Source organism: Kineosphaera limosa NBRC 100340, assembly GCF_000298215.1.
Taxonomy (GTDB): domain Bacteria; phylum Actinomycetota; class Actinomycetes; order Actinomycetales; family Dermatophilaceae; genus Kineosphaera; species Kineosphaera limosa.
In genome coordinates this window covers 16,115-33,822 of record NZ_BAHD01000049.1, presented here as the reverse complement: position 1 = coordinate 33,822, position 17,708 = coordinate 16,115, and the positions used below count along the sequence as shown (strand labels likewise).

Sequence of the window (17,708 nt, the reverse complement as noted above, 5' to 3'; positions counted from 1 at the left end):
GAACGGTACAGCGCGGTGAGCATGAGGTGTGCACTCCTTGGTCGAATGATGGGGACGATCTGTCCCTAACAAGGGAGAGTACACCTTAGGGACGCCACGTCCCTAAGTATCATCGGATAATGACCGACACGCCCTCGACGGCGGCGTGCCAGTAGGACGACCGGGAGGTGCCCATGCCGCGGATCGCCGCGACGACGGTGCGCGAGCACCGCGCCGCGATGGAGGCGGCCCTGCTCGACGCGGCCGAAGAGTTGCTGCTCGAGACCGGGACGCTGACGATCGCGCAGGTGGCGGAGCGGGTGGGGCTTTCCCGCAATGGCGTGTACAAGTACGTGCACTCCAATGACGACCTCATCGAGGCCGTGGCCGCGCAGCACCTGCCGCGCTGGTCGGCGGCCGTGACCGAGGCGATGGAGGCGGCCGACTCGCCGCGCGCGCAGGTGCTCGGGTACGTGCGCGCCAACCTCGCGGAGGCCGTGGGGGAGCGGCACTCGTGGCGCGTCGCGTTGTCGAGCGCCTCCCTCTCCGAGCCCGCGCGCGCCCGTATCGCGGCCGAGCACGCGCAGGTCGGGGCGCTTCTCAGGGCGGCTCTGGCCGGGCTCGAAGCGCCCGACGCCGACCTCATGCACCGCGCGATCCAGGGGCTGCTCTCCGCGGGCCTGGGCGCCCTCGACGCCGGCGAACCGCTGGAGCGCGTCAGCGAATTCACCACCGCGGCCGTCGATCGGCTGCTGCCGCCCGACCCCGCCGCCTAGGCAGCCGGTCGGCGTGGTTCGTCACTGGGTCAATCCGGCCGCCGGCCATCACCCCGCAAGCCCAAGGCGTGGTCAGCCAGCACGACAGCCGCTACCTGGTGAGCCCAGCACGCGACCGGGCACGTCGCCCCAGCTCAGGCTAGGCGGCGGATGGTGACCACCCAGTCGTCCCCGTCGCCGGAGGGCGGCGGGCGCAGTCCGGCGAGGTCGTTGCGGGCGCGGGCCGGGCCCTCGACGGTGGCGCCGGTCCGCGGGTTGAACCACGTGACCGCGAACCGCGCACCTTCCAGTCGCGCCCCGTCGACATCCAGGGAGCGGGGCGTCGGCAGGTACACGGACACCCGGTCACCGGAGGCCGAGCGGAGCGCGACCGCCCGGCTCCACCCCTCTCCTTGCCCGGCGGTCAGGGCCGCGTCGTCGGGTGCCATGCCGAGGCCCTTGACCGACTCGAGGTACGTGCGCAGGTGCCGCACCTGCTGCGCGACCGGCGCCGACAATGCCTGCGACCACGTCGGTTGCGGCGAGTTGATCGGGCTGGAGCCGTCATAGAACTGCCAGACCGAGTGGTGCCCGTACGTCGCGCCGAAGCCTCCGCCGAACACCGACCACCACAGCTGGGCGCGTACCTGCTGGGTCGTGGAGTAGCCCTGGGAGCTGTCCCAGCACCACGGGTGGTCTTCGTAGAGCGGCTCGGCGTCGACGACCGGCCGGTCCGGGGCCTGGCTGCGGGTCTGGGCGAGCAGGCTCGGGTAACCGTCGCGCACGCCCTGGCAGTGCGACGTCTGCACCATCTCGAAGTCGGCGCCGTCGACCTGGCCCAGGGAGGTGTGCCAGCCCGCCGGGTGATAGCTGACCAGGCCACGGTCGCCGGTCTCGCGGACGCCCGCGAGCAGCTCACGCCACACAGCAGTATGCGGATTGGTGTCGTCGCCGCCCATGACCCAGACGACCGGCGCGGCCCCCGCGGTGCGCAGCCGCTGGGCGAGGAAGCGCCCGTAACCGCGCGCGTTGTCGTCTCGTAGCGTCACGCCGGCGTGCGCGACCGACCAGGCAGGCAGCAGAGCGACGGTGAGCCCGCGCTGCTGAGCGGCCTTGATGGCGAAGTCGACGTGATCCCAGTAGGTGCCCGTGGCGCGCAGGTGCCCGAAGTCGCCGTCGTAGGGCAGATCGCCCTGGGCGTTGGCGGTGTGCCCGAACGTTCCGTCGCGCCCGGCGACCGCGACCATTTGAACGACCGTGAAGCCCTGCTCGACGCGCGTGTCGAGGTACTGCTCGATCTGGGAGCGGGTCAGCTTCTGCGTGAGCATCCACGCGGTGTCGGCGACCCACACGAACGGGGTGCCGTCGGCTGCCTGGAGCCCCCGGCGGTCGGACGAGATGGCGGTGGGTGGCCCGCTCGTCGTCGCTTGCGCGGGGGCCTGAGCGGCGTCGGAGGTCATCGCGTCCCCGCTCGTGTGGGTCCCGGCCGCGTCGTCGGCGACCGACGTGCAGGCGCCCGACAGGGCCAATGCGGTGACGAGCGTGGAGGTGAGCAGGGCGCGACGGAGCATCGGCTCGACTTTCGGGGAGCGGGCGATGTGACTGCGCCGCAATCTAGTTCATCGCCGGTGCATCGACCGAGCGCAGGTCGCGTGGCGCCGCGCACACACTCCCGCCTGGTCTGAGCCGGTTGCGGATGACCCCCCGGGCTGCCACTCTACGAACGGAGAAACACCTTCTACAGATGTAGAGAACAAGGACGGAGAGTGTGATGAGCCCCCTGCAGCAGCTCCACGGAAAGGCCCGCGACACGATCCGCGGCGGCCTCCTGGCGGCCATGTCTCGCCGCGGCGACGTGACAGGGGTGCTGCTCGATCCGCGAATGGCGATCGACCCGTATCCGGCGTACGACTGGCTGCGTGAGCGCGGTCCGCTGGTGCCGTCGAACCTTGGGCCGATGACGACCACACACGAGCTGGTCAACGCGCTCCTGCGGCATCCGGCCGTGGTCTCCGCCAACGCCCGCCGCGAAGAGTTGATGCTGGCGAGCATGCCGCCGGGCATGCGGTGGCTGTTCCGCGGGCCCGACCGAACCGGCGTGGTCGACCCGCTCGGTGCAGAGTCGATGATCGGCATGGACGGCCCGGAGCACGCGCGGCTGCGCACGCTGGTCAGCTCGGTGTTCACGCCGGCGCGGGTGGAGCGGCTGCGACCCCGCTTGGAGGAGATCGCCGAGGAGCTGCTGGACGCGGCGGGCGGCCAGGGCGACGTCGACGTCATGCACGTCCTCGCCGGGCCGCTGCCGGTGCGCGCGATCTGCGAGGTGCTCGGCGTGCCGCCCAGCGATGCCGAGCGCTTCCGTCGCTGGGGTCGGGCCGGGGCCGTCGACCTGGACTCGATGGCACCGGCCCACGAACAGCACGCCGCGACCCAAGCCCTGGTCGAGTTGGAGGCCTACTTCGACCGGCTCATCAGCGAGCGCGAACACACCGGTGGCGACGACATCCTCTCCGCTCTCATCGAGGCGGAATCAGAAGGCGGTCGGCTGAACCGGCGCGAGCTCATCACCATGGCGGTGTTGCTGTTGTTCGCCGGGTTCGAGACGACGGTCAACCTCATCGGCAACGGCACGGCGGCGCTGCTGGCGCACCCCGAGCAGGCGCAGGACCTGCGGGCGGACCCGAGCCTGGTGCCGGGTGCCGTGGAGGAGATGCTGCGCTACGACACTCCGGTGCAGGTCGTGGCTCGGATCGCGACGCGGGAGCTCCGTCTGGGCGGCGCGCAGGTGCCGGCCGGGGAGATGATCTCGCTGCTGCTCGGCGCGGCCAACCGCGATCCGGCGGTCTTCGACGACCCACACCGCTTCGACATCCACCGGCCCAACGCCCGCCGGCATCTGTCCTTCGCCGCCGGCCCGCACCACTGCCTCGGAGCGTCGTTGGCCCGGTTGGAGGCGCAGGTCGCCTTCGCCGCCCTGCTGCGTCGCGGGGTGCCGCGGCCGGCCGGGGAGGCGGTGCGGCGGCGCACGTACATCCTGCGCGGCTTCGAGCGCCTGCCTGTCGCCCTCGGCTGATGGCACCCGCTCGACCGGCCGCCCGATCGGCCGCCCGATCGACTGCCCGGCTCGGCTCCGGGGGCAGTGCCCAGGAGACCCGGGTCGCGCTGCTCGACGCGGCCCTCGCCATCGTCGCGGAGCAGGGGGTGCAGGCGCTGACGCACCGCGGCGTGGAGGCGCGAGCCCAGGTCTCCCACGGGGTCACGACGTACCACTTCCGCACGCGCGCGGCGATGATCGCGGCGCTGCTGGAGCACATCTGCGACCGGCAGATCGCCTGGGTCACGCGGATGTACGACGAGCTGGGCGCTCTGGCCGACAACCTGCCGACCGCGCCCGCCGACCGGGAGGCGTTCACCGCTCGCATCGTGCAGTTGCTGCTCGCCGAACGCCCCCTGACGTTGGCTCGCTACGAGCTGTATCTGCACGCCGCCCGCGACCCGCAGACGCAGCGACTCGTCGCCGACCTGCGCGCCCGGCACGTGGCGGTACAGGCACAGATGTTCGCCGCGGCTGGCGCTCCCGACCCGGAGTTCGCCGCGAACCGCCTGCTCAGCCTCACCGACGGGATGTTGCTCTACCAACTGTCCGCCCCCGAAGCCGACTTCGAGCAGTGGGCACCGGGCTTCCTCGTCGAGATCACCGACCTCGTGGCCCCGATGTGCCGCCCCGCCGGGGGCTGAATTCCGCGGCTCAGGGTGCTCAGTCGGCAGGGGGTCCCGTGGAGCCGCGGACGACGAGGGTCGGGGTCGAGGTCTTGACGACGACGGGCTCGTCGGGGTTCGCCGAGCGCCAGATGGCCAGTTCGGCGGCCTGGCGGCCGAGGTCGACGGCGTGCAGATCGACGGTGGTCAGGGCGATGCCGGGGGTGCGGCTCAGCGTCGTGTTGTCGTAGCCGGCGACGGAGAGGTCGTGCGGCGCGCGCAGGCCCCGCTCGTGCAGCGCGTCGAGGACGCCGAGGGCCATCTGGTCGTTGTGGGCCAGCACCGCCGTCGGTCGCTGCGCTGAGTCGAGCGCCGAGTCGAGGATCGGGCCGATCGCCGCGGCGGCCGCGTCGCGGCTGTAGTCGACGTCGATGACCCACGGCGTCAGACCGGCCGCCCGCACCGTCTGCTCGAAGCCGATGCGCCGCTCCAGATAGCCGTCAGAGGGGCGGTTGGCCAGGTGCAGGATGCGGCGATGGCCCAGGTCGAGGAGGTGCTGGGTCGCCAGGGCGGCGCCGAGCCGGTTGTCGCAGTCGACGGAGTCGAAGCCGGGCACGACGCGCGCGACGCTGACCAGGCGCAGGCGGCCGCGGTACTTCGCCAACACCTCGTCGGGCAGCAGCAGGCCGGCCGCGACGGCGACATCGACCCGCGCGCGAATCAGCGAATCGAGCGCCCCGCGGTCCAACTCACCACCCGTCGAACCGACCGAAAGCACGAGCTCGCGCCCCGCCTCCGTCGCGGACGCGCGCATCCCGTCGAACATGTCGACGAAGACCTCGTTGCGCAGGTCGAGCAGGAACACCCCGAGGGTGTCGTCGGCCTTGCGTGCTAGTCGCGCGGCCACCGTGTTGGGCTGGTAGTTCATGCGCTTGGCCGTGGCGAGAATGTGCTCTTTGGTTTTCTCGCTGACCCCGTAGGCGTCGCGGAACGCCAGCGACACCAGCGACAACGAGACACCCGCCTCGCGGGCCACCTGCGCCATCGTCACCTTCACCACCGCCACTGCCCTCCTGCTCCTGCGGCCAGCACACACGCCCGGGCGCCCTTGGCGACGCCCTGTCACAGTACCCGCGCGATCGCCCATGGCCAGCGGTGGCGGCGTCCTCTCGAGAAGTCCCGTGAAGCTACGTCTTGACACATTCTTCTAAAGCGCTCTAGATTCTACACATCGACGCGGCGACTACGCATCGTTCCGCGCTCGGCCCCCGCCACAAGACGTCAATGGAGAACCGTCATGACCGACACCCGCACCACGATTCGCGCCGCCGTCATCGGCGCCGGCATGGCCGGCCAGGCGCACGCCTTCGGGTACCGCAACGCGACGATGGCGGCCGATCTCGCCGACGTGCGGGTCGTGCTCGACACGATCGTCGATCCCAACCTCGACCTGGCGAGCAGCGTCGCCGCGCGCTACGGCTTCGAGAAGGCCGTCGCCGACATCGACGCGATGCTCGCCGACCCGACCATCGACGTCGTCAGCGTCGCGCTGCCGAACCACCTGCACGCGCAGGTGCTGCCCAAGGTGATCGCCTCGGGCAAGCACCTCTTCGCGGAGAAGCCGATCGGTCGCACTCCGGACGAGGCCGCGGGTCTGGCCCGCCTCGCCGAGCGCAGCTCCGCGGTGATGGGCGTCGGGTTCTCGTTCCGCCGCCTGCCGGGATTGGCGGCGGTCGCCCGCGCGGTCGCCGACGGCGTCATCGGCGACGTGCACACCGTGCGCGGCTGGTACTACGCCGACTACGCCGCCGACCCCCAAGGAGCCCTCTCCTGGCGCTACGACCAGGAGCTTTCCGGAGGCGGTGCGGTGCTCGACATCGGCGCGCACGCCATCGACGCGGCCCAGTTCGTCGCCGGACCGGTCGAGCGGGTGCTCGACGCGCAGCTGCGCACGGTCATCACGGACCGTCCGAGGCCGGCCGCCGGCGGCATCGGCCACCACGCCGCCGTCACCGACGAGACCGGCCCGGTCACCAACGACGACGTCGCCATCATCACCGCGGCCTTCGCGGGCGGGGCGGTCGGCACGATCACGCTGAGCCGCATCGCGCACGGCATGCCCAACTCCCTGGGCGTCGAGGTGTTCGGCACCCGCGGGCACGCGCTCTTCGACTCGATCGCCGGCGGCCAGTTCCACGTGTTCGAGGTCGGCGCGGCCCCGGCGGCGGTCAACGGCCCGCGGCGCGTCTTCACCAGCCCCGCGCACCCCTACTTCACCGACGTCGCCCCCATGCCCGGAGGCGGAGTGGGCACCGGCTACGGCGAGGCGTTCGTCGCCGAGATCCAGGAGTTTGTGCGCTGCGTGCGCGACAACCGCCCGATGGACACCGACTTCGCCGCCGCCGAATCGATGATGAACGTCGTCGGCGCCGCCTTGTCCGCCGCCCGCCGCGGCACCCCCGTCCCCGTCTAACCACCCCCCTCATCTCCCTGCCGCCGAAAGTCGTGCTTTCGACCCAGATTCAGAGTTCTTACTATTCATCTCGCCGCAAAGTATGACTTTCGGCGGGGTGGGGAAAGAGTCAGTCACCCATGAGTGCCACCATCACCGTCGGAACGGCCCCGGACAGCTGGGGCGTCTGGTTCCCCGACGACCCCCGCCAGGTCGGCTACACCCAGTTCCTCGACGACGTCGCCGCCGCCGGCTACGAGTGGATCGAGCTGGGCCCGTACGGCTTCCTGCCCACCGACCCCACCCACCTCCGGGACGAACTCGACGCCCGCGGCCTCAAGCTGTCCGCCGGCACGGTCGGTGAGAACCTGCACCTGCCCGGCACGTGGGATGCCGTGTGGGCCGAGGCCAGTGCGGTCGCCGCTCTCACCGCGGCGGCCGGCGGCAAGCACCTCGTCGTGCTGCCCGCCATGTACCGCGACCTGCAGACCGGCGCTCCCACCGAGCCCGACACCCTCACCAGCGAACAGTGGGACTCCCTGACCAGCGGCGTCGACCGCCTCGGCAAGGCCCTGCGGGAGGAGTACGGCCTGGCGCTGCAGTTCCACCCGCACGCCGACGCGCATGTAGCAACCGAGCGACACATCACGCGCCTCCTGGAGGCGACCGACCCGACGTACGTCAACCTGTGCCTGGACACCGGGCACATCGCCTACGTCGGCAGCGACAACCTGGCGATCATCGAGGCGCACCCGAGCCGCATCGGATACCTGCACCTCAAGCAGGTCGACCCGCAGGTCATGCAGCAGGTGCGGGCGCAGGACATGTCGTTCGCTGACGCCGTGATCGCCGGCGCCATGGTCGAGCCGCCGCGCGGGGTGCCCGACTTCCCGTCGGTCCTGGAGGCCGTGGCTCACCTGGGCACGGATGTCTTCGCCATCGTGGAGCAGGACATGTACCCCTGCGCGCCCGACGCCCCGCTGCCCATCGCGCGCCGCACCAGCGCCTACCTCGGGTCCTGTGGGGTCGGCGCCGTCCGCGGATTGCGGGCCGTGCACGCCTCTGCATGACGGAGCGGACGCAGGGTAGGAGGATGGGTGCCGCGCCCCTCCGGCTTCGACATCCGAAGCCGGCCCGAGTCCGACAGCCGTCAGGAGCCGTCATGACCGATCAACCGCGTATCACCACCTGCTTGTGGTTCGACCGAGGCGGCTTGGAGGCCGCCGAACTGTACTGCAGCGTCATCCCCGACTCCGAGATCACCGGCGTGACCGGCTCCACGCCCGACATCCCCGGCCGGCAAGAGGGCGTGCCGCTGGAGGTGCACTTCCGCCTCGGCGACCAGCACTACGTTGTGCTCAACGGCGGCCCGCTGTTCCCGCTGACGGAGGCCGTGTCGATCCAGGTGCTCGTCGACGATCAGGCCGAACTCGACCGCATCTGGTCGGCGCTGCTCGAGGGCGGCTCGGAGTCGCAGTGCGGCTGGCTCAAGGACCGCTTCGGCCTGTCGTGGCAGATCGTCCCGCGTCGCTTCGTCGAGCTGATGAGCGGCGAGGACGAGGCGGCGCGCGAGCGCGTGGTGCGCCAGATGCTCACGATGATCAAGCTCGACATCGCTCCCTTGGAGACGGCCGCCGCCGGGTCCGTCGACGCCTGACCCGGCGTCTTTCCGGAGGTCGTTCGGGCTGGGTCAGCTCTCGGGGTGGCCGGGTGAGGTGGGGCTGGCCAGTCCGCTGGGGTGGCTCCATCCCTTCGCGGCCCAGGCGTCTCGGACGGCCTCCCGCAGCGTCTCGTCGCTGGCGAGTCGGATCATCGTCGCGCGCAGATCGGCTTCGGGGGGGACGAGGCGTCGCCATGGCGGGCAGTGGGTGGCCAGCCAGGCGTACCGCTCTTCTTGCGGCAGCAGCGGCTCCGGGGTCGCGTCGCCGAGCACGCCCCAGCGGGAGTCGTAGAGGCTCACCTGTTCGGGTCGGGTGCCGCCGGCGAGCGTGACCGGGAGCTCGGCGCGGGTCAACGTGCGCCGGAGGTAGTTGGGCTCGGTGGCATCGAGGCAGGCCAGCTGATCGTCGTCGAGCAGGGACGCGAAAGTGGACGTCGTGGTGCCCGGGCATCGAAATCCGGTGGCCGCGATGAACCCCGGGCGACTGACGTGCGCGCTGTGCCCGACCGCGAACCCCTCCACCTCCACGGCAAGGAACGGCACCACCGGCGCGACCCCCAGCGCGGCGAACTTGCGGCGCATGACCCCCGGGGAGGCGTTCGACCCGACCGCCAGCACCAGAGTGCGCTGAGCCACCGGCGCGACGCGTGCGGCCTGCAGTAGCTCATCGAGGGCGTCGCCGGGACTCCCCGGCAACCGCATGAAGCGGTCTCCGAGCAGCACCCCAGTGCCCTCCGCCGGAACCCCGGGGTACTGCCACGGTCGGGCAGCCAGGTCATCCTCGGCGTTCTCGGGCGACGAGGGTCGGGAGGCAGGAGGGGGCACCGTCCGAGCCAATCACGTCGACCTTCCGCTAGGCACAACGTGCAGCACTTCGCCCCCTCTGCCGAGCCCGACCCTGCCCCCGGAGCAGCCCACCATCGGTAGGGTCGGGGGTGCCGCGCGGGGTGTCCCGGCAGGGACTGAGATGGGCAGCCGCCCAGACCCGTGGAACCTGATCTCGATCAATGCGAGCGGAGGGAACGCGGCGGCCCACGGGGCTTTCCTCATGCTCGGGAGGATTCATGACCACTCTCGACGACCGCACCATCACCACCGACCTGGCCGACATCGGCGACTTCACCGCCTCCCTTCGGCAAGAGCACGACGACCTGTTCGAGGCGTTCTGGGCGCACCCGTTTTTGCGGGAGCTGCGCGCCGGCACCCTGAGCCGCGAGGCGACGCTGCACTACGTCGGACAGGACCACCACTACCTCTCCGCGTACCTGCGCTGTTACGGCCTGGGCATGGCCAAGTCACCCGACCGGCCGTGGATGCGGCACTTCGTGGACTCCTCGCTGTTTCTGCTGGAGGACGAGAGCCACCCGCATCACGTCATGTGCGAGTCGTTCGGCGTGCAGTACGAAGCGGTGCAGCACGACCGGCTGGCCCCGTCGGCGCAGGCGTACATCGACCACATGATGGAATGCGGCCACGACAGTCTCGGCGTGCTGATGTTCGCGTTGCTGCCGTGCCCCTGGACCTACATCTGGGCCGGCAATCGATACCTCGCGCAGCACGACAACCCGGCCGACAACAAGTTCGAGGGCTGGTGGCAGTTCTACGGCTCGCCCGACTGCAACGACCTGCTGGCCAACCTGCTGCAGCGCTGCGAGGCGCTCGCCCAGGAGGCCGGTCCGGCCGAGCGAGCCCGGATGGCGCGGGCGTTCGAACTCAGCTGCCACCACGAGATCCGGTTCTGGCAGCTGGCCTACACGCGGGAGACCTGGGGCGACTTGCCGCGGTCGATCTTGGCCGGCTGACCCATATCGAGTCGCGGCGCCGCGGCGCTCGGCACGGTGGGCAACATGTTGCGCGTTCGGCCTAGCAGATGCCGGCCCGCCCGGCTGCTCCAGCGAGCAGCCTGCCGTGTGGGCCAGCGAGCGGCGACAATGCCCAGGTGAACATCACGGCGCGGGCGGACTATGCGATCGGGGCTGTCCTGGCGCTCGCGGCGATGAGTGCCGGGCGGGATGCCGGTGAGAACGGCGGCGGTAGGCCAGGCGGCGCCGCGCGGGAGGCCGCACCGCGCGACGCCGCACCGCGGGAGGCCAAACCGCGCGACGCCGCACCGCGCGAGGCCTCGGGGCACGAGGCGGTGCCGGCCGAGGTCATCGCGGAGCGCGCCGATATCCCGCGCAAGTTTCTCGAGTCGATCCTGCGGGACCTACGGCGCGCCGACATCGTGACGAGCACTCGCGGCTCGCGGGGTGGCTACGCGCTGGCCCGGAGCGCGGAGCGGATCGCGCTCGGCGACATCGTGCGCGCCGTCGACGGCCCGCTGGCCCAGGTGCGTGGGCAGCGCCCGCAGGAGACGCAGTACCCAGGCGCCGCGCAACACCTACCGGTCGTCTGGGTCGCGGTGCGGGCGAGCCTGCGCAAGGTGCTCGACGAGACGAGCATCGCCGACGTGCTCGCCGGTCAACTCCCCGCACACGTGCTTGCGCTCGCCAATGACGACGACGCCTGGAGCAACCGTTGACCAGGTGGCAGGGAACGCAAAACCCATAAGCACAGGTAATCCTACCGATAACGTATAGATTTGACTCTGCCCTCCGCGCGGACGTACGGTCGATTCGCCGCGGGTGACCAACCTGCGCGAATCCGGAAAGGAGAGGCCATGCGGTCGATGCGTCAGTACATGCTCGTCGCCACGCTCGTCTCCTTCAGTGCGCGCGTCCGCCGCCATGTCGACCTGCACCGCGTGGCCAGCGCGCTCTGTCGCCACTGATCCTGCGCTGATCGCGCGTAATCCCGCGTCGCCGCGCCAGCATGCGCGCTGCTGATCCGGGCGCACTCCTCGCATTCACCGCACTGGCCGGCACATCAGACGCCCGCGGGTGCTCCCCGCCTGCACACGACTCTGTGTCGCCAGGCCCATCAGTCATGCCTCGAACGCGGACGGGCGTCGCCAGACGCCGCTGCCGTTCTACTCCTTCGCGTCCAGAACCGGAGAGCTCAACCATGACCACCACCGCACCATCCCCGCCACCGGCAGCGCCGGTGATCACCCGCGCCGAACCGGCTCCGCCGCAGCCGCAGCGCCGCCCCAAGGCCACCCAGGCCGTCGAGGGCCGCCGTCGCGGACTGCCGCCACCACCGCGCTGGGTCAGCCTCGTCGGCATCCTGGCCATCTGGCAGTTCGCAGCCGCCAGTGGCGTGCTCCCGCCCGACAAGCTCGCCGCCCCCAGCGTCATCGCCGGCACCGCCGCACGCCTCATCGCCTCCGGCGAGCTCGCGGAGGCCATCGGAGTATCGCTGTCCCGAGTCGGTCTGGGGCTCGCCCTGGGATTGTCGGCCGGCGTTCTCGCCGGCATCATCGCCGGGCTCTCCCGCTGGGGCGACGCCCTGCTCGACCCGCCGTTGCAGGCACTGCGGACCCTGCCTCACCTGGGACTCGTGCCGCTGTTCATCCTGTGGTTCGGCATCGGCGAGACCCCCAAGGTGCTGCTCATCGCCCTCGGGGTGGCCTTCCCGATCTACCTCAACCTCTACTCGGCGATCCGCAGCGCCGACCGCGGTCTGCTCGAGGCCGCGCAGGTCAACGGGCTGACTCGGCGCCAGAAGTTGGCGCACGTCATCCTGCCCTCGGCCACCCCGCAGGCACTCGTCGGGCTGCGGCAGGGTCTGGCCATCGCCTGGCTCTCGCTCATCGTCGGCGAACAGATCAACGCGGAGGCGGGGCTGGGCTACCTCATCAACAACGCCCGCGAGTTCCTGTTGACGGACGTCGTGGTCGTCGGGCTCCTCGTGTACGCACTGCTCGGGCTCGGCACCGACTGGATCGTGCGGATCATCGAAGGCCGCGCCCTGCGCTGGCGAGAAGGGACGACCCTGCGATGATCACTCACTCCACCAGCCACGCGGCCGCCAGCAGCACGACGACCGGCGTGCCGATCGTCCGGATCGAGGGCCTGACCAGGGCCTTCGGTGAAACGGTTGTGCTCGATCAGCTCGATCTGAGCATCGCGCCCGGCGAGTTCGTCGCGCTGCTGGGCCGCTCCGGCTCCGGCAAGTCGACGCTGTTGCGCTCGCTCGCCGGCCTGGACCCCGACGCCGCCGGCACGGTCGACGTCGACGGCACCACGGCCGTCGCCTTCCAGCAGCCGCGCCTGCTGCCCTGGCGTCGGGTCTGGCGCAACGTCACCCTGGGCCTGCCCGCGGCGCTCGACAATCGACCTACCGCGGTGGCCGCGCTGGCCGAGGTCGGCCTGGTCGACTACGCCGACCGGTGGCCGAGCACCCTTTCCGGGGGGCAGGCCCAACGGGTGTCGCTGGCGCGGGCCCTCGTGCGCGAGCCGAAACTGCTGCTGCTCGACGAGCCCTTCGGGGCGCTGGACGCGCTGACCCGGATGACGACCCACCGGCTCGTAGAGAACCTCTGGCGTCAGCACGACCTGGGCGTGCTGCTCGTGACCCACGACGTCGATGAGGCGCTGCTGCTCGCGGACCGCCTGCTGGTGCTCGACGCCGGACGCATCGTCGCCGACGAGCGCAACGACACCCCCCGGCCCCGCACCCGCGAGGCCACCGCCGCCCTGCGAACCCACCTGCTCACCGCCCTGGGAGTCACCGATCATGACTGAAACAGTTGATACAAACGGCCGCGTGTCCGCGCTCACGGGGCGCCGCGTCAGCCTCATTGGGGTGGCCCTGGCCGCAGCCGCGGCGACCGTCCTCGGCGCCTGCGCGCCGAGTACCGGAGGGGGATCGGCGCCCGTGGCGGCGACCGTTCCCGCCACCGTCTCGGCCGACCAGCTCACCGCGACGACCCTCAAGGTCGGCGACCAGAAGGCCGGACTCAAGGCGCTGCTGCAGGCCGCCGGGCAGGACGAGACGGCCTACGACATCCAATGGTCGACGTTCACGTCCGGCCCGCCCCTGCTAGAGGCGGCCGCCGCCGGCGCAATCGACGTGGGCGGGGTCGGCAACACGCCGCCGATCTTCGCCGGAGCCGCCGGCTCGCCGATCGCCGCCGTCTCCGCGAGCCGAGACGACGCCAGGGGCGACGCGATCCTCGTGGCCAAGGGCTCGACCGCGACATCGTTGCCGGACTTGAAGGGGCGCCGGGTCGCGGTGGCCAAGGGCAGCAGCGCCCATGGCCACCTGGTGCTGCAGCTGCGGAAGGCCGGCTTGACGACCTCCGACGTGCAGATTGCGTTCGTCGCACCCTCCGATGGCTACGCCGCACTGGCCGCCGGACGCGTCGACGCATGGGCGGTGTGGGATCCCTACACGGCCCAAGCCGAGCAGGAGCTGGGCGCGCGCATTCTCGTCGACGGCCACGGGGTCGCCAACGGATTGAGCTTCCAGGTCGCCTCACGTGCGGCGCTGGCCGACGGGGCGAAGAACACGGCGATCGAGGATCTCGTGCAGCGCACCGCCCGGGCGCGGCTGTGGGCCAAGGCCCACCCGCAGGAATGGGCCAAGGTCTACGCCGACGAGACCGGCCTGCCGTACGAGGTGTCGCTGGCCAGCGCCAAGCGCAGCGACGACGAGCCGATCACGATCTCCGACGAGGTCGTGGCCGCCGAGCAGGCGCTCGTCGACGCCCTGGCCTCCGAGAAGGTGATTCCCACCGCGTTCACCTTCGCCGACTACGTCGACCGCCGCTTCGAGGCCCCCCTCGAGGCCGTCATCAAAGCCGGCGCCACGAACGCGCCGGTCACCACCGACTCCCACACCACCGACTCCCACACCACCAACTCCGACACCACCGGCTCCCAGGAGGGCTGATCCGATGCCCATCACAGTGCACTGGTTTCTCACCACCTCCGGCGACGGGCGCTCCGTCGTCGGCGCCTACCACGGCGCCAAAGCGCAGGCCGCCTCGCCGGCGGGGCTGCGAGCCCCCGACATCGACTACCTGGCGTTGCAGGCGCAGGCCGCAGACCGGCTCGGATTCACGGGCGTGCTGACGCCGACCGGCACGTGGTGCGAGGACGCCTGGCTGACCACGGCGGCCCTGGCCCGACAGACGCAGCGCCTGAAGTTCCTCGTCGCGTTCCGCCCCGGGCTCATCAACCCCACCCTTGCCGCGCAGATGACGGCCACGCTGCAGCGCCAGACGGGCGGCCGGGTGCTGCTCAACGTCGTCACCGGCGGTGAGCCCGCCGAGCAGGCCCGCTGCGGCGACACGCTGCCCAAAGACCGGCGGTACGCGCGAACCGCCGAGTTCTTGCAGGTCGTCAAGGGTGCTTGGACTGCCCCGGAGGCTGGTCCGTTCGACTTCGACGGCGAGTTCTACCAGGTGCGGGGGGCCACGGTCTCCGCCGCACCCGATCCCGTTCCCGACCTGTACTTCGGTGGGTCCAGCGACGCTGCCCTGCCCGTCGCAGCCGAGCACGTCGACGTGTATCTCACGTGGGGGGAGCCGCCCGCGCAGGTGGCGCAAAAGATCGCCCGGGTGCGGGAGCTGGCGGATCGGGCGGGGCGCAGCTTGCGCTTCGGCATCCGGTTGCACACCATCTCGCGCGACTCTTCCCACGAGGCGTGGGGCGAGGCACAGCGATTTCTCGACGCCCTCGACCCGGCGACGGTGCAGCGGGCCCAGGCGGCCCTGCGCACGAGCGAATCCGAAGGCCAGCGGCGCATGCTGGCGCTGAACCGCGGCTCGACCGACGACCTCGTCGTGGCGCCCAACCTGTGGGCCGGTGTCGGCCTCGTGCGCGGTGGTGCCGGCACCGCGCTCGTAGGCAGCCACGAGGAGGTGGCCGACCGCATCGCCGAGTACCACGACCTCGGCATCGACGAGTTCATCTTCTCCGGCTACCCCAACCTGGAGGAGAGCTTTTGGTTCGGCGAGAACGTCGTCCCGATCCTGCGCTCGCGCGGGTTGCTGCGCACCGACGCCCCGGAGGCGGATGGGGTGCGCCCCGTCGGTGGTCGCGTGGTCGTCTCGACCTCGCCCTTCGGGCACGACGTCGCCACGCCCGCGGGTGCAGCGGCAGCGGTGGACGTGCCCACCGCTGCCACAGCGGCGGTCTCCTGATGAGCGGCTCGTCGGTCGGCGCGCTCATCGGCAACCCGCGCCCGCGCTCGCGGACCCTTCAGGTGGGTCTACGGGCTCGCGACGGCATCGTCACCGCGCTGCGTGCGGCCGCACCCGGTCGGGCGTGGGCGGCGGGCGACGTGCTCGACGCGGCGACGCTGGCGCACCAGGTCTTCGGCGAGCAGTCCGACGCGGTGGCCCGCCGGGTGGCGCAGGTGGCGAGCCAGCGTGTCGTCGTTGTCGCAACGCCGACGTACAAGGCGACCTATACGGGTTTGCTGAAGTCGGTGCTGGACCTGTCTCCGCCGTCGATCTGGGAGCAGACGGTTGCCATCCCCGTACAGGTCGTCGGCTCGCACCGGCACACGCTGGCCGCCGACGTGCACCTGCGTCCGCTGTTGGTGGAGCTGGGGGCGAGCACCCCGACCAGCTCGATCGTCGTCGCGGAGTCGGACCTGCGGGCCGATGAAGGGGCGGGCGTCGTCGAGGCGTGGTTGGCTGCGGAGGCCGGCGGCCGCGCCCTGGTGCGGGCGGTGGCCGCCGGCAACCCGCCGCCGGCCGGTGAGGGAGCGGCAGCCGGCGGGCTATCGCCGCGCAGCGAGCCCGCGACATGGCAACGCACGCAGCAGGTGGGGGCCCGATGAGCCTGCTGTCTGCACCGACCCGTCTCTCTGCCCAGGAGTTGCGACGCGCGTTCGGCGCCTTTCCCACCGGGGTGACCCTCGTCGGTGCTGTCATCGAGGGCGAGCCAGTCGGGGTGCTCGCCAGCTCGTTCACCTCTGTCTCCCTCGATCCGGCGCTGGTTTCGGTCGCGTTCGCGCACACCTCCTCGACGTGGCCCGTGCTGGCCACGCGGGACGTCTTGGGCATCAGCGTGCTCAGCGCTCACCAGGGCGAGCACGTCGCGAGGTTGTCCCGGCCGCCGCGCGAGCGGTTCGACACGGTGACGGTCGGGAGGGGAAACCACGGTGAGCTCATGCTGCCGGGTGCGGTCGCGACCTTCGCCGTGCGGCCGTATCAGCAGGTGGAGGCCGGTGACCATACGGTGGCCTTCCTGGAGGTGCTCGACATGCGCTGGCAGGAGGATCTGCCTCCGTTAGTGGTGCATCGCAGCGGGCTACACCGCCTCACCACGTAGCCGCCTCACCACGTAGCCGCCTTATCGGTAGCGGTCGGCGCCACCGGGACGGCGGGTGACATGGCGGCTGGGGCCGGGGCCGACCGCGCCGCGGCCTTGGCCCGGCGCGAGCCCCACAGCACGCCGCCGACGACGAGCGCCCCGCCGAGCAACTCCAGCGCGGTGGGGCGCTCGCCGAGCACCAGTGCGGCTGTGGCGATCCCGACGACGGGCACGAGCATGGAGAAGGGTGCGACGACGCCGGCGGGGTAGCGCGCCATGAGCCACACCCACAGCCCGGAGCCGACGAGGGTGGCCAGGACGATCGTGTAGGCCAGTCCCGCCCAGGCCGGCACCGCTGCCACGGAGAGGGAGGTGCTCAGCGAGTCGGTGATGCGCTCGCGGCCCTCGAACACCCACGACGCGAGAAACAGCGGCACGGGCGGCACGACCGACATCCACAGCGTCAGGTGCAGCGGGTTCGGTGCCGCGGCCAGTCGGCTCGCGAGATTACCCAAGGCCCAACCGAATCCGCCGAGCACGACGAGCAGGAACGGCCACAGTTCCGTCTGCCCAGCGCGCGAAAGCCCCACGACGGCCAGCCCGCACACCGCGACGGCCACCCCGATGGCCGCCCGCGCGCCGACCCGCTCCCGCAGCAGCAGCGCGCCGAGCACGACGGTGAACGGCGCCGATGACTGCAGCGCGAGGGACGCGAGCCCGGCGGGGAAGCCGGCGGCCATCCCGACGTACAGGCACAAGAACTGGATGGTGCCGAAGCCGAGCCCGTAGCCCACCAGCCAGCCCGTAGCCCACCAGCCAGCGCGTCGGCACCTGCGGGCGCGGCACGAGCAGCACGGTCGGCACGGCAACGATCGCGAACCGCAGAGCGGCGAGGAACAGCGGCGGAAACTGCTGCAGCGAGGCGTGGATGGCAACGAAGTTGACTCCCCACAGGATCGCTACGGCGACGGCGATAGCCATGTGACGTGGGCTCATGCGTCCATTCTGCGTGG

Annotated in this window: 18 protein-coding genes and 1 riboswitch; of the genes, 14 read left to right on the top strand and 4 right to left on the bottom strand. The window is 71.4% G+C overall.

Annotation, left to right across the window (positions count from 1 at the left end):
• Positions 1–173 precede the first annotated feature (173 nt).
• Entirely contained in the window at positions 174–755 is a 582-nt protein-coding gene (locus KILIM_RS13910) for a TetR/AcrR family transcriptional regulator (protein ID WP_006593350.1), read from the top strand.
• Between the two features lie 134 nt (positions 756–889).
• Here KILIM_RS13910 and KILIM_RS13905 read toward each other — a convergent pair whose 3' ends face one another.
• A complete protein-coding gene (locus KILIM_RS13905) occupies positions 890–2,305 on the bottom strand; it encodes a glycoside hydrolase family 140 protein (RefSeq protein ID WP_006593349.1) in 1,416 nt (471 codons plus the stop codon).
• A gap of 200 nt (positions 2,306–2,505) precedes the next feature.
• On the opposite strand from KILIM_RS13905, the gene KILIM_RS13900 reads away from it, so the two are divergent.
• On the top strand, positions 2,506–3,807 hold the full coding sequence (locus KILIM_RS13900; RefSeq protein WP_006593348.1) for a cytochrome P450: 1,302 nt from the start codon (positions 2,506–2,508) through the stop codon (positions 3,805–3,807).
• Positions 3,807–4,472, top strand: a complete 666-nt coding sequence (locus KILIM_RS13895) for a TetR/AcrR family transcriptional regulator (RefSeq protein WP_006593347.1) — start codon at positions 3,807–3,809, stop codon at positions 4,470–4,472. Before KILIM_RS13900 ends, KILIM_RS13895 begins: the two co-directional genes overlap by 1 nt.
• A gap of 19 nt (positions 4,473–4,491) precedes the next feature.
• Here KILIM_RS13895 and KILIM_RS13890 read toward each other — a convergent pair whose 3' ends face one another.
• Entirely contained in the window at positions 4,492–5,499 is a 1,008-nt protein-coding gene (locus KILIM_RS13890) for a LacI family DNA-binding transcriptional regulator (RefSeq protein WP_006593346.1), read from the bottom strand.
• Positions 5,500–5,730: 231 nt separating this feature from the next.
• On the opposite strand from KILIM_RS13890, the gene KILIM_RS13885 reads away from it, so the two are divergent.
• The 3 genes from KILIM_RS13885 to KILIM_RS13875 all read left to right on the top strand — a co-directional run bounded on the left by KILIM_RS13885 (position 5,731) and on the right by KILIM_RS13875 (position 8,542).
• Positions 5,731–6,906, top strand: a complete 1,176-nt coding sequence (locus tag KILIM_RS13885; protein ID WP_006593345.1) for a Gfo/Idh/MocA family protein — start codon at positions 5,731–5,733, stop codon at positions 6,904–6,906.
• Positions 6,907–7,025: 119 nt separating this feature from the next.
• Positions 7,026–7,955, top strand: a complete 930-nt coding sequence (locus KILIM_RS13880; protein WP_006593344.1) for a sugar phosphate isomerase/epimerase family protein — start codon at positions 7,026–7,028, stop codon at positions 7,953–7,955.
• Positions 7,956–8,047: 92 nt separating this feature from the next.
• Positions 8,048–8,542 carry a VOC family protein gene (locus tag KILIM_RS13875; RefSeq protein WP_006593343.1) on the top strand — a complete coding sequence of 165 codons (495 nt, stop codon included), beginning with the start codon at positions 8,048–8,050 and terminating at the stop codon, positions 8,540–8,542.
• 33 nt (positions 8,543–8,575) lie between these two features.
• Here KILIM_RS13875 and KILIM_RS13870 read toward each other — a convergent pair whose 3' ends face one another.
• Positions 8,576–9,370, bottom strand: a complete 795-nt coding sequence (locus KILIM_RS13870) for a hypothetical protein (protein ID WP_051988795.1) — start codon at positions 9,368–9,370, stop codon at positions 8,576–8,578.
• Positions 9,371–9,478: 108 nt separating this feature from the next.
• Positions 9,479–9,585: riboswitch (TPP riboswitch) on the top strand.
• A gap of 24 nt (positions 9,586–9,609) precedes the next feature.
• On the opposite strand from KILIM_RS13870, the gene KILIM_RS13865 reads away from it, so the two are divergent.
• The 8 genes from KILIM_RS13865 (at position 9,610) to KILIM_RS13830 (ending at position 16,713) form a co-directional block, all read left to right on the top strand.
• Positions 9,610–10,347 carry a TenA family protein gene (locus KILIM_RS13865; RefSeq protein WP_006593341.1) on the top strand — a complete coding sequence of 246 codons (738 nt, stop codon included), beginning with the start codon at positions 9,610–9,612 and terminating at the stop codon, positions 10,345–10,347.
• Positions 10,348–10,484: 137 nt separating this feature from the next.
• Positions 10,485–11,066: an RrF2 family transcriptional regulator gene (locus KILIM_RS22490; protein WP_006593340.1), complete on the top strand. Its 582-nt coding sequence runs from the start codon at positions 10,485–10,487 to the stop codon at positions 11,064–11,066.
• Positions 11,067–11,548: 482 nt separating this feature from the next.
• Positions 11,549–12,427 (top strand): ABC transporter permease, encoded by an 879-nt coding sequence (locus KILIM_RS13855; RefSeq protein WP_083876177.1) that lies wholly within the window; start codon positions 11,549–11,551, stop codon positions 12,425–12,427.
• Positions 12,424–13,170, top strand: coding sequence for an ABC transporter ATP-binding protein (locus KILIM_RS13850; RefSeq protein ID WP_006593338.1), 747 nt, complete (start codon positions 12,424–12,426; stop codon positions 13,168–13,170). The genes KILIM_RS13855 and KILIM_RS13850 overlap by 4 nt, the downstream gene beginning before the upstream one ends.
• A 22-nt stretch (positions 13,171–13,192) precedes the next feature.
• Positions 13,193–14,320, top strand: a complete 1,128-nt coding sequence (locus KILIM_RS13845; RefSeq protein WP_217997107.1) for an ABC transporter substrate-binding protein — start codon at positions 13,193–13,195, stop codon at positions 14,318–14,320.
• 4 nt (positions 14,321–14,324) lie between these two features.
• Entirely contained in the window at positions 14,325–15,575 is a 1,251-nt protein-coding gene (locus tag KILIM_RS13840) for an LLM class flavin-dependent oxidoreductase (RefSeq protein WP_006593336.1), read from the top strand.
• A complete protein-coding gene (locus KILIM_RS13835; RefSeq protein WP_006593335.1) occupies positions 15,575–16,219 on the top strand; it encodes an NADPH-dependent FMN reductase in 645 nt (214 codons plus the stop codon). The genes KILIM_RS13840 and KILIM_RS13835 overlap by 1 nt, the downstream gene beginning before the upstream one ends.
• Positions 16,216–16,713: a flavin reductase family protein gene (locus KILIM_RS13830; RefSeq protein ID WP_006593334.1), complete on the top strand. Its 498-nt coding sequence runs from the start codon at positions 16,216–16,218 to the stop codon at positions 16,711–16,713. Before KILIM_RS13835 ends, KILIM_RS13830 begins: the two co-directional genes overlap by 4 nt.
• 5 nt (positions 16,714–16,718) lie before the next feature.
• Here the strand turns inward: KILIM_RS13830 and KILIM_RS13825 are convergent, their stop codons facing one another.
• Positions 16,719–17,489: an EamA family transporter gene (locus KILIM_RS13825; protein ID WP_006593333.1), complete on the bottom strand. Its 771-nt coding sequence runs from the start codon at positions 17,487–17,489 to the stop codon at positions 16,719–16,721.
• Positions 17,490–17,708: the final 219 nt, after the last annotated feature.